General features: G+C 70.0%; 10 protein-coding genes. 8 read left to right on the top strand and 2 right to left on the bottom strand.

Features of this window, described 5'->3' with window-relative positions:
- From fliR to Q0M60_RS10255, 8 genes are all read left to right on the top strand, one after another.
- Positions 1-762 carry a flagellar biosynthetic protein FliR gene (fliR, locus tag Q0M60_RS10290; protein ID WP_296818964.1) on the top strand — a complete coding sequence of 254 codons (762 nt, stop codon included), beginning with the start codon at positions 1-3 and terminating at the stop codon, positions 760-762.
- 3 nt (positions 763-765) lie between these two features.
- The gene (gene flhB / locus Q0M60_RS10285; protein ID WP_296818962.1) at positions 766-1,842 is read left to right on the top strand and encodes a flagellar biosynthesis protein FlhB; all 1,077 of its coding nucleotides are present in this window, start codon (positions 766-768) and stop codon (positions 1,840-1,842) included.
- A gap of 36 nt (positions 1,843-1,878) precedes the next feature.
- Positions 1,879-3,924 carry a cell cycle histidine kinase CckA gene (gene cckA, locus Q0M60_RS10280; protein ID WP_296818960.1) on the top strand — a complete coding sequence of 682 codons (2,046 nt, stop codon included), beginning with the start codon at positions 1,879-1,881 and terminating at the stop codon, positions 3,922-3,924.
- A 62-nt stretch (positions 3,925-3,986) separates the two neighbouring features.
- Positions 3,987-4,304, top strand: a complete 318-nt coding sequence (locus Q0M60_RS10275; RefSeq protein ID WP_296818958.1) for a GIY-YIG nuclease family protein — start codon at positions 3,987-3,989, stop codon at positions 4,302-4,304.
- A gap of 45 nt (positions 4,305-4,349) precedes the next feature.
- A complete protein-coding gene (locus tag Q0M60_RS10270; RefSeq protein WP_296818956.1) occupies positions 4,350-5,987 on the top strand; it encodes a M28 family peptidase in 1,638 nt (545 codons plus the stop codon).
- Between the two features lie 52 nt (positions 5,988-6,039).
- Positions 6,040-7,044 carry a serine hydrolase gene (locus Q0M60_RS10265; protein WP_296818953.1) on the top strand — a complete coding sequence of 335 codons (1,005 nt, stop codon included), beginning with the start codon at positions 6,040-6,042 and terminating at the stop codon, positions 7,042-7,044.
- A gap of 63 nt (positions 7,045-7,107) precedes the next feature.
- Positions 7,108-7,434, top strand: a complete 327-nt coding sequence (locus Q0M60_RS10260; protein WP_296818950.1) for a GIY-YIG nuclease family protein — start codon at positions 7,108-7,110, stop codon at positions 7,432-7,434.
- A 137-nt stretch (positions 7,435-7,571) separates the two neighbouring features.
- Positions 7,572-9,401, top strand: coding sequence for a DUF885 family protein (locus Q0M60_RS10255; protein ID WP_296818948.1), 1,830 nt, complete (start codon positions 7,572-7,574; stop codon positions 9,399-9,401).
- Positions 9,402-9,588: 187 nt separating this feature from the next.
- On the opposite strand, the gene Q0M60_RS10250 is transcribed toward Q0M60_RS10255, so the two are convergent.
- Together Q0M60_RS10250 and Q0M60_RS10245 are read right to left on the bottom strand one after the other, a co-directional pair.
- Positions 9,589-10,503 (bottom strand): NAD(P)/FAD-dependent oxidoreductase, encoded by a 915-nt coding sequence (locus Q0M60_RS10250; RefSeq protein ID WP_296818946.1) that lies wholly within the window; start codon positions 10,501-10,503, stop codon positions 9,589-9,591.
- Positions 10,500-12,050, bottom strand: a complete 1,551-nt coding sequence (locus Q0M60_RS10245) for a GNAT family N-acetyltransferase (RefSeq protein ID WP_296818944.1) — start codon at positions 12,048-12,050, stop codon at positions 10,500-10,502. The genes Q0M60_RS10250 and Q0M60_RS10245 overlap by 4 nt, the downstream gene beginning before the upstream one ends.
- Positions 12,051-12,090: the final 40 nt, after the last annotated feature.

Below are 12,090 nucleotides of genomic sequence, written 5' to 3'. Positions count from 1 at the left end.
ATGGAGCCCTACGCGGCGTCCGAGGAGGTCTGGCGCGCGGCCCTCATCTTTTCGCGCGTGGGCGCGATCATCATGCTGCTGCCGGGCATCGGCGAGTCCTACGTCCCGCCGCGCATCCGTCTGGCCTTCGCCCTGCTCCTGACCCTGGCCCTGACGCCGGTGATAGGTGTCGGACTGCCTGCGCTGCCGGAGACCACCGGCGGAATGTTCGGGTGGATCCTGCGCGAGCTGATCATCGGGCTGATGATCGGCTCGGTGATCCGCATCTTCCTGTCGGCCCTGGGCGTGGCGGGCGAGGTGGTCGCGCTGCAGTCCACCCTCAGCTTCGCCCAGACCGCGAACCCGCTGCAGGCCCAGCCCGGCACGACCCTGGCGGCGTTTCTGACCCTCCTTGGCGTGGTGCTGATCTTCGCGACCAACCTGCACCACCTGTTCATCGCCGGCATCGCCGGCAGTTACCGGCTCATCACGCCGGGTGAGCCCCTGATGATGGGAGACGCCGCCGAGCTGGCGATTCGGACCGTGGCGGATTCCTTTGCGCTGGGCATCCAGCTGGCGGCGCCGGTGATCGTCTTTGGCCTGATCTTCAACCTCGCGGCCGGACTCGTCGGCCGGGTCATGCCGCAGTTTCAGATTTTCTTCGCAGCCGCGCCGCTCAATATCCTGCTCGGCCTGTCCGTGTTCGCCCTGTCGCTGGGCGTGCTCGGCATGGTGTTCATCGACCGCTACCGGGCCTTCCTCCAGCTGTTCGCGGGGGGCTAGGCCATGGCGGAAGACCAGGACCCAGCATCAAAAACAGAAGAAGCAACCCCACGGAAACTCGAGGAAGCCCGCAAGAAGGGCGACGTCGCCAAGACCCCGGACCTCGCCAGCTGGCTTTCGCTGGCGGCGGCGACCGGGGTGATCCTTTGGACCGGCGGCTATTTCGCCCTGGGCCTGGCCGAGCAACTGGTTCCCTTCATCGCCAGCCCGCACGCCATGCTGGGCCTGCTGGACTCCGGCGGCGGGACGGAGATCGCCCGCATGGCGATCTTCGCGGCGGCTCCGGTGCTGGCGGCGGTCATGGGCGCGACCATCCTCGCCGGCGCCGGGGGCAACCTCATGCAGTCCGGCTTCCTCTGGACCTCGGACAAGCTCAAGCCCGACCTCAGCCGCGTCTCGCCCATGAAGGGCTGGCAGCGCATCTTCGGGCCCGACGGCCTGGTCCAGTTCCTCAAGACGCTGCTGAAGCTGATCGCCACGGGGGTCATCGCCTGGTTGACGCTACAACCGCACGCGGCCGAGCTGGCCGGACTGGCGGCCATGCGGCCCGCCTCGGTCCTGCCCTTCGCCCTGGAGATGGCCGGCAGCCTGATGACGGCCATCCTGGCCTTTCTGGGGGTCACCGCCGGCCTCGACTGGCTGTGGCAGCGTTTCCGCTTCGCCCAGAAGATGCGCATGAGCCGCGAGGAGCTGAAGGAGGACTTCAAGCAGTCCGAGGGCGACCCGCACGTCAAGGCGCGTCAGAAGCAGATCCGCATGGAGCGGGCGCGCCGGCGCATGATGGCCGCGGTGCCCGAGGCCACCGTCGTCATCATGAACCCGACCCACTACGCCGTGGCGCTCAAGTACGAGGCCGGCGAGACCCCCGCGCCGATGTGCGTGGCCAAGGGCGTCGACAGCCTCGCGCTCAAGATCCGCGCCGTCGCCGAGGAGGCGGGCGTGCCGGTGGTCGAGGACGCGCCGCTGGCCCGCGCCCTCTACGCCACGGTCGATGTCGACCAGACCATCCCGCGCGCCCACTTCGAGGCCGTGGCAAAGGTCATCGGCTTCGTGCTCAGCCGTGGGCGGAGGAACCGGTGATATGATCCCCAAGACCGATTCGCCCGGGCGAGGCCGATGAGCACCAACGTCAAGAAGGCTGGCGTCGACCCGTGGCTGTTCGCCGCCGCGCCGCTGTTCATGCTCGCGGTGGCCGCCGCCGCCTATCCGGCCTTCCGCGCTGACCCGGTCTCCGCGCCCGGCATGATCCTGCTGGCCGGACTGACGGCGACCGCGCTGATCGGCCTGTTCGCCTTCGGCCGGGTGTCGGAGGCCACGCCCGAGCTCGAGGCCGACGACCTGCTTTCGGCCCTGGAAGAGCCCGCCGCCATATGCTCGGCGGACGGCCGGGTGCTGGCGTCCAACGCCGGCTGGAAGATGACCGCGCCGGGCCTGCGGCGGCTCCCGCGGGGCCGCGCCGCGCCCGGCCTCTACATGGCCTTCGGAGAGGCGCGCGAGGGCCGCACCGGCCGCGCCTCGGCGCGACTGGAGTCCAACGAGCTGGAGCTGCTGGTCTCGGCCGCCGGGGTCGACCGCTATCTGGTGCGCGCCGCGCCGGAAGGCGTCTTGTCCCCGGCCCTGCCGGTCATCGGCCAGGACATGACCCGCACGCCCGACACCGCCGGCGCCCGCGCCGCCGCGGCCGGCGCCCCCTTCGGCTCGGCGGTGGTGCGCGGCCTGGACCTGTTCGACGGCGACATCATTGAGGCCAACGCCGCCCTGCCGGTGCTGCTGGGTCCCAAGGCCCGCAACGGCGCGCGTCTGTCCGACCTGTTCGAGGCGGCGGGCCTGGCGGAAGCGCGCGAGAAGATCGCCGCCGGTTCGGTGGGGCCACTGGAGCTGACGGCGCTGGGGGCCGGGCCCGCCCGCACCCTGCACCTCTACATCGCGCCCGAGGACGGCGACCGCCGCGTCTGGCTGTTCGACGTCTCCGAACAGAAGGCGCTGGAGCTGCAGCTCGGCCAGTCGCAGAAGATGCAGGCCATCGGCCAGCTCGCCGGCGGCGTGGCCCACGACTTCAACAACCTGCTGACCGCCATCCAACTGCGCCTGGACGAGCTCCTGTCGCGTCACCCGGTGGGCGATCCCTCCTACGAGGGGCTGAACGAGATCCGCCAGACAGGCGTGCGCGCCGCCGACCTGGTCAGGAAGCTGCTGGCCTTCTCGCGCAAACAGACCGTGCGCCGCGAGCGGCTGGACGTGGGTGAGCTGATCTCCGAGTTCGAGGTCCTGCTGCGCCGCCTGCTGCGCGAGGACGTGAAGCTCGAGACCGCCTACGGCCGTGACCTGCCGGTGGTACTCGCCGACAAGAGCCAGCTGGAGACGGCGGTGATGAACCTCGCCGTCAACGCCCGCGACGCCATGAAGGGCCATGTCGGCCCGGGCGAGGCGGTGGTGCGCATCCGCACCTGCCGGCTGACCCCGGCCGAGGCCCGCGCCCAGGGCTGGGCCGACGCGCCCGAGGGCGACGTGGCGCTGATCGAGGTCTCGGACAACGGCCCCGGCGTGCCGGCCGAGCTGCGCGCCAAGATCTTCGAGCCCTTCTTCACCACCAAGGCGGTGGGCGAGGGGACGGGCATGGGCCTGGCCACCGTCTACGGCATCGTCGAGCAGGCGCGCGGCCACATCGCGCTAGGCGAGGCCGAGGGCGGCGGCGCGGCCTTCCGCATCTTCCTGCCCGCCGCCAAGGCCGCCGAAGAAGGCGAGATCAAGCCCGCCGCCAAGGCCAAGCCCCAGCCGCGCGACCTGTCCGGCGCCGGCCGCATCCTCTTCGTCGAGGATGAGGACATGGTCCGCGGCATGGCGGCCCGCCTGCTGCGCGCACGGGGCTACGAGGTCATCGAGGCCGCCGACGGCGAGGAGGCCCTGCTGCTCGCCGAAGAGCACGCCGGCACGATCGACATGCTCATCTCCGACGTCATCATGCCCGGCATGGACGGCCCCAGCCTGCTCCGCAAGGCGCGCGGCTACCTGGGCGACGCACCGGTGATGTTCATCTCCGGCTACGCCGAGGCCGAGTTCTCGGACCTGCTCGAGGGCGAGGAGGGCGTCTCCTTCCTGCCCAAGCCGATCGACATCAAGACCCTGGCCGAGCGCGTGAAGCAGGAACTGCGCGCGGCGTAATCTAACGACGTCATCCCGGACGGCCCGCAGGGCCGATCCGGGACCTAAACGCAGGCGGAGCCGTGGCCTCGTCCGAAAAGCTGTTCACCGTCTATCTCATGACGCACCGCCCCCGGGGCGTGTTCTACTTCGGTGTGACCTCCGACCTGCTGTCACGAGTTCTCCAGCACCGCGCCGGCGCCTACGAGGGCCACAGTCGCAAATGGCGCTGCCGGCGACTGGTCTGGTACGAGACCTTTCCCGATGCAGACTCTGCGATCTCTTTCGAAAAGCGCCTCAAACGGTGGCGGCGCGAGTGGAAGATCGCCATGGTCGAAAAGACCAACCCCGACTGGTGCGATCTCGGTCCTGAGATCGGCGCCGGAGAGGCCAGCGTTTAGGTCCCGGATCGGCCCCATGGGCCGTCCGGGATGACGGAGAAGATGATGTCGCATCGCCTTGGATTGCTTTTCGCCACAGGCCTATTCCTGCCGGCCGCCGCGCTGGCGCAGGAGATCGATCCGGACCGGCTGAACGCCCACACCCGCGAGCTGGCCTCGGACGCCTTCGCCGGCCGGGGGCCGGCCAGTCCGGAGGAGCACCTCACCACCGACTACATCGCCGAGCAGTTCCGCGCCCTGGGCCTCGAGCCGGGAGGGGACGACGGGACCTTCTTCCAGGTCGTGCCGCTCAGCCGCACGCAGCAGTCCGGACCCGCTGTCATCACCGCCGAGGGGCTGAACGGCTGGACGCGCGCCTTCGAGCGCGGGCCGGACATCCTGGTGGCCAGCGACCGGCCCGTGCCGCGCATCACCCTGACCGACGCGCCGGTGGTCTTCGCCGGCTATGGCGTGGACGCGCCCGAGCGGGACTGGGACGACTTCGGCGACATGGATCTGACCGGAAAGATCATCCTGGTCATCGTCAACGACCCGGACTTCGGCGCGCCCGAGGGCCACCCGGTCGAGGGCCTCTTCGACGGCCGGGCCATGACCTACTACGGCCGGTGGGTCTACAAGTTCGCCGAGGCCGCCGAGCAGGGCGCAGCCGGTGTGCTGGTCATCCACGACACCGCCGGCGCCGGCTATCCCTGGTCGGTCCTGCAGAACTCCTCGGCCGCGCCGGACTTCGACATCGTCCGCGAGAACTGGGAGGCCGAGCGCGTCCCGGTCCAGGGCTGGATCCAGAGCGAGGCCGCCGCCGAACTGGTGGCCGCCGCCGGGCTGGACCTGGCGGCCCTGCGCGAACTGGCCCGCAGCCGCGATTTCGAGCCGGTGGAGCTCGAGGGCGTCACCCTGTCGATCGACTTCGGCCAGACCTTCGACCGGGTCGAGACCCGCAACGTCGTGGCCGTCCTGCCCGGCGACACGCATCCGGACGAGACCGTGATCTACGGCGCCCACTGGGACGCCTACGGGCGCGGCACCCCCGACGCCTCGGGCGACGACATCTATAACGGCGCCGTGGACAACGCGACCGGCGTCGCCGGGCTGATCGAACTGGCCCGCGTCTTCGCCGAAGGCGACCGCCCCGAGCGCAGCCTGATGTTCATGGCCTGGACGGCGGAGGAGGCCGGCCTGCTCGGCGCCTATCACTACGCCGCCAACCCTCTGCGGCCCCTGGAGACCACGGTCGCCAACATCAACATGGACTCGCTCCTGCCCGGAACCGAGACGCCGCCCGAGGTGGTGGTCATCGGCCTGGGCAAGTCCAGCCTGGACGGCCTGCTGGCCGAGCACGCCGCCGAGGTCGGCCGGACCATCATCACAGACCCCGCGCCCCAGGCGGGCGGCTTCTACCGCTCGGACCACTTCCCGCTGGCGCTGCGCGGCGTGCCGGCCCTGTTCGCCGCCGCCGGCTTCACCGGGTCGACCCCCGCCAGCCAGGACTATGTCCAGAACCGCTATCACCAGCCGTCCGACGAGTGGGACGAGACCTGGACCATGGAGGCCGCCGCCCGCGACCTGACCCTTCTCCACGCCGTCGGCCTGCATCTCGCCAACAGCCGCCTGTGGCCGACCTGGAACGAGGGCGCCGAGTTCCGCGCCGTCCGCGAGGCGTCCGCGGAACAACGCGAGCCGTGACGGAATTCTTCCGTCCGTGCGTTTGACCAGCACACAAATCGGATCGTCCCTGATGAAACTCACCCGCCGCGCGCTCGCCGCCGGAGGCGCCCTGTTCGGCATCGGCCTGGGCCAAGCCGCCCGCGCCCAGTCGACCGGCGCCTTCGCCGCCGCGCGGGACTATTCCGAGAGCCGCGAGGGGGTCTCCCTGCTGATCGAGCAAGGCGGCCAGACCCTGTTCGAAGCCTATGCGAACGGCGGCGGGCCGGACCAGCCCTGGGAGCTGGCTTCCGGCACCAAGAGCTTCTCGGGCGTGCTGGCCTGTTCGCTGCAGGCCTCGGGCCTGCTCGACATCGACCGGCCCTGCGCCGACATCCTGACCGAATGGCGCGACGATCCGGCCAAGGCGACGGTCACCACCCGCCAGCTCCTGACCCTGACCGGCGGCGTCGTGTCCGGCGGTTTCGGGCGTCCCACGCGTTACGAGGAGGCGGCCGCCGCTCCGCTCGCCTTCGCGCCGGGTGAGCGGTTCGAATACGGGCCGGGCCCCTATCAGGTGTTCGGCGAGATGCTGCGCCGGATCCTGCGCCGCGACGGCTATGACGAGGACGTGCTGGGCCTCATCCGGGCGCGGGTGCTCGACCCTGTGGGCGTGCGCGATCGCGGCTGGCGCCGCGTCGGCGGCCAGCCGACCCTTCCGTCGGGGGCGCAGCTGACCGCGCCGGACTGGGCGAAATGGGGCCGCTGGGTCATGGACGGGGCCGGCGGCCTGGACTTGGCGCCCTGTTTCCAGGGGACGCCCCAGAACCCGGGCTACGGCCTGACCTTCTGGCTGATGCGCCCCGGCCTGATCGCGCCGCGCCGCCGCTACGGCATGGGCGAGGAGGCCGCCGGGATCGCCGACCAAGGCGAGGACATCCGCGCCGCCGCCGGCGCCGGAGACCAGAAGCTCTACCTCATCCCCGACCGCGACCTGGTCATCGTCCGCCAGTCCCGCGCCGTGCCGTTGGCCCTGCGGGGCCGGGCGCCGCAGTGGTCGGACCTGGATTTCCTTAGGCTGGCGCTCAACGACCTGTAGTAGCGTCAAATTCTCCCGCTCACCCCGGCGAAGGCCGGGGTCCAGATCATAGGACGCCGGCGGATGGCCTTCTGGGTCTACATCATGGCCAACCAGCGCAACGGCACGACCTACATCGGCCACACCGACAACCTCTACGTTCGGACGCTGCAGCATCGCGATGAGACCTACGGGGGCTACACCGCCGAATACGGCTGCAAGCTCCTGGTCTGGGCCGAAGAGCATCCGAGCCGCGAGAGCGCTTTCACCCGCGAGCGGCGCTTGAAGGAGTGGAAACGTCCGTGGAAACTGCGCCTGATCGAGGAGAACAATCCGACTTGGCGGGATCTCTTCGATGAGATGTTCCGGGTCGGGAAAGATCCGGATGAGTGGGAACCTCCCTCAGACTGAGCCTTACGATCTGGGCCCCGGCCTTCGCCGGGGTGAGCGGTAGGTCGAGGGAGACCGCCCTACCAAGCTTTCACTCGTCTAAGCTGCGCCGGGGGCCTAACGTCCGCCGCGCTCTGGCAGCTGGGAGGCTGAAAGCCATGTTTGATCGTCGCCGATTCCTCATGACCGCCGCCGCCGGCGCGGCGCTGGCGGGCGTGTCCGGCCAAGGCGCCCTGGCGCGCCAGACGGCCTCCGACCCGGCGGTGGCCGCCGCCGCCAACGATCTCTACGAGCGCATCTTCCAGCAGGCCCTGTCGACGAGCCCCGAGGGCCTGACCAGCCTGGGCCTGGACCGCACGCCCGAGTTCGCCTGGGCGCGCACCCGGCTGGACGACCGGACCGAGGCCGAAATCCTCCGCCAGGCCGAGATCAACCGCGGATTCATGGCTGAGCTGAACGCGCTCGACCGCTCGCGCCTGCACGGCATGGACGCCATCAACTACGACACGGTGAAGTTCACCGGCGACACCGCCGAGGAAGGCTTCCGCTTCCCGTACGGCGCGCGCGGCTTCCCGCAGGCCTATGTCGTGAACCAGCTGGCCTCGGCCTACACCAGCCTGCCCGACTTCCTCGACAGCCAGCATTCCATCGAGAACGCCGCCGACGCCGACGCCTTCCTGGCGCGGGTCGAGGCCTATGGCACGGCGCTCGACCAGGAGACCGAACGCGCCGTCACCGACGCGGGCCGCGGGGCTCCTCCGCCCGGTTTCGTCATCGACAAGGCGCTGCTGCAGCTGCGCGAGGTCCGGGCCGTTCCGGCGGACCAGTCGGTCCTCGCCCAGTCCATGGCCCGCCGCGGCGCCGAGGCCGGGCTGGACGCCGGCTACGCCGAGCGCGCGGCGCGGCTGGTCGAACAGGCCGTCTATCCGGCGCTGGACCGCCAGATCGCCGCGCTGGAGGCCATGCGTCCGACCGCGACCCACGATGCCGGCGTGTGGCGGCTGCCCGACGGCGAGGCCTATTACGACTGGGGCCTGAAGTACTTCACAACCACCAACATGACCGGCGAGCAGGTCCACGAGATGGGCCTCCAGCAGGTGGCCGAGATCGAAGGCCGCATGGACGCCCTGATGCGCGAACAGGGCCTGACCCAGGGCACGACGGGCGAGCGCCTGTCGGCCATGGCGCGGGATCCGCGCTTCCTCTATCCGAACACCGACGAGGGCAAGGAACGCCTGCTGGCCGACCTGAACCGGCAGATCGAGGCGATCACGCCGCGACTGACGCCCCTGTTCGGCCAGCTGCCGCGCGCCTCGGTCGAGGTCCGCCGCGTGCCGCCGTCGATCGAGGCCGGCGCGCCGGGCGGCTACTACCAGGGCCCCGCGCTGGATGGCTCGCGGCCGGGCGCCTACTACATCAACCTGCGGGACACGGGCGAGAACCCGACCTGGACGCTTCCCACCCTGACCTATCACGAGGCGAATCCGGGCCACCACTGGCAGATCGCGCTCGCGCTCGAGGCCGAAGGCATACCGATGCTGCGCAAGGTGATCGGCTTCTCGGCCTATTCGGAGGGCTGGGCGCTCTACGCCGAACAGCTCGCCGACGAGATCGGCATGTACGAGACCGACCCCTGGGGGCGGATCGGCTACCTGCAGTCCTACCTGTTCCGCGCCGTGCGCCTGGTGGTCGATTCCGGCATGCACAAGCACCGCTGGAGTCGCGAACAGGCCATCCGCTACATGACCGAGCACCTGGGAGAGCCGGAAAGCCCCTGGGTCACCGAGATCGAGCGCTACTGCGTCTGGTCGGGCCAGGCCTGCTCCTACAAGGTCGGCCAGACCGTCTGGCTGAACCTGCGCGAGGAGGCCCGCGCCGCCATGGGCGACCGCTTCAGCCTGCGCGGCTTCCACGACCAGGGCCTGCTCGCCGGCGCCATGCCGATGGCGGTGTTGGAACGCCGCATCCGCGAGTGGTCGGGGGCTTAATCCAGGTTCTTCGCCCCGTCAGGGGAGAAGAGGGCCCCGCGCACCGGAGGCCGTAGGCCGCAGGTCCGCGCGGGAGATGAGGGCCTTAGCCCAGCCCAGTGGAATTTCCCTCACCTCCCGCCCAATCGCTTCGCGTTCCGCTCAGCGTGGCGGGGCCCTCCTCTCCCGCTGCGCGGGCGAGGGATGGCTAAAGCCGCATCCCGTCGGCCTGGCACAGGCGGTTGTGGATGTCGGTGGCGGCGATGGCGGCTTCGGCGGTGGCGACCGCGATCTGGTTGAGGCCCAGCACCACGTCGCCGGCGGCGTAGAGGCCGGGCACGCTGGTTTGCATGTGGTCGGTGACGACCAGGCGGCCGTCCTCGCTGCGCTCGGCGCCGAGCTGCACGGCCAGCTTGACGTTCGCGTCGGTGCCCAGCGCCGAATAGAGGACGTCGAAGCTGCGCGCCTCGCCCTCCCAGGACAGGGCGGTGATGCGGTCGTCCTCGATGTGGACCTCGTCGAAGGCGGTGTCGATCACCTCCACGCCCAGGGCCTCCAGGTCGCCGCGCCGGGCCATATCCTCCGGCTCGCCGACGTGGATCAGGGCGACCCGGTCGGAATAGGTGCGCAGGAAGGCGCATTCGCGCGCGCCCTTCTCGCCGCGGGCGATGACCGCGATGGACTTGCCGGTGGCCTCGTAGGCGTCGCAGATCGGACAGATGCGGACCAGGCCGCGTTCGATGGCGCGCTCGACGCCGGGCAGGGGCGGGCGGCGGTCCTCGACGCCCGTGGCCAGCAGCACCGCCCGGGCCCGCACCTCGCCGCCGTCCTCGAAACAGCCGACGAAGCCGCTGTCGTCGCTGACGGTCAGCTTGCGGATGCGGCCGGGCCGGATCTCGGCGCCGTAGCGTTCGGCCTGGTCGCGCATGCGCTTCAGGATGGTCTCGCCGCCCGCACCTTCCGGGAAGGCCGGCATGTTGTGGCTGAGCGGTATCCAGGCGGCGCGCGGCTCGCCTCCGTCGGCCACCACCGCGCGCCGGTGGAACCGCCCCAGATAGGTCGCGGCCGTCAGGCCGGCCGGGCCCGCGCCGACGATCAGGACGTCCGTCTTGACGGCGCTCACTTCTCGTCGGCCCAGACGGTCTTGTAGAGGTCGAAGCGGCGGTCCCTGAGGTTGCGAACGGTCCCTTGCGACTTGGCCCAGGCGAGGTCGGACAGGTCCAGGTCCGCGACCGTGACGGTCTCGACGTTCTCGCTGGCCTCCGCGGCTACGCCATCGCGCGCGAAGGGGAAGTCGCAGGGCGTCAGGATGCAGGACTGGGCGTACTGGATGTCCATGTTCTCGACGTTCGGCAGGTTGCCGACATTGCCGGACAGGGTGACGTAGCACTGGTTCTCGATGGCGCGCGCGGCCGAGCAGTAGCGCACGCGCAGATAGCCTTGCCGGTTGTCGGTGCAGAACGGCACGAACAGCATCCGCGCGCCCTCGTCGACGAGGCGCCGGGCCAGTTCCGGGAACTCGGAGTCATAGCAGATCAGCACCCCGATGGGCCCGCAGTCGGTGTCGATCGCGTGGACCCGATCGCCGCCCTTGATGTTCCACCAGTGCCGCTCGTTGGGGGTCGGGTGGATCTTCTCCTGCTCGTGGACCGACCCGTCGCGCAGGAAGACATAGGCCACGTTCTGGATGTCGCCGTCGTCGGTCTGGGTGGGGTGCGACCCGCCGATGATGTTGATGTTGTAGCTGACCGCCATCTGCCGCAGCGCCTCCACGAAGCGCGGGGTGTAGCGGGTCAGAGCCTCGATCGATTCCGCCGGCGTGAGCCGCTTGGGCTCCAGCGACAGCAGCTGCAGGGTGAACAGCTCCGGGAAGATCACGAAGTCCGAGCGGTAGTCCGAGGTGATGTCGACGAAATATTCGACGTTGGAGATGAACTCCTCGAAGCTGGCTACCTTGCGGGCCTGCAGCTGGACGGTCGCGACGCGGACGTTCTCCTTGACTGCGAAGGCCGCGCCCTTCTTGGCGTCCTGCTGCACGAAATAGGGATTGCGCCAGACCATGTGGGCCGCGTGTCCGTTCGATTCCGCGTCCGACGGCAGATAGCCCTTCAGCACGCCGACGGGTTCGAAGCCGCTGCGCAGGTGAAAGCCGATCACCGGGTCGTTCATCCGGCGCGCGGTGACCGCGTCCAGATAGGCTTCGGGCTCGGGATAGGGGTTCTTCTTCTTTGACAGGCCCGGCATGCGGCCGCCGAAGACGATGCCCTTCAGGTTCTGGGCCTCGCACAGGTCGCGGCGGGCGTCGTACAGCCTCTGGCCGATCCGCAGGCGGCGCCGGTCCGGGTCGACGCAGACCTCCATGCCATAGAACCAGTCCCCGTTCGGGTCGTGCCGCGCGGCGTAGCCGCCGCCGGTGATCTGGGTCCAGGTATGCGGCGACATCGCCGTCTTCTCGTCGATGCGGAATCCGGCCGCATAACCGACGATCTCGCCCTCGTACTCGACCACAAACTGGCCGTCCGGGAAGGCGGCGATCTGGCCGCGCAGCATCCCCGGCGAATAGGCCGGCATGGTCTTGTAGACCTTCGCCACCAGGGCGGAGATGTCCTTGACGTCTGAGGCGCGGGCGTTGCGGATCGTCAGGACGGCGGCTTTTCGTGTCTTGGTCATGACCCCTTAAACGCCGTGCGGCGCGAGGGGATCAAGGATC

The sequence above is a fragment of the Brevundimonas sp. genome, assembly GCF_024711105.1.
GTDB lineage: Bacteria > Pseudomonadota > Alphaproteobacteria > Caulobacterales > Caulobacteraceae > Brevundimonas.
This window is presented reverse-complemented; position numbering and strand designations above follow the sequence as displayed.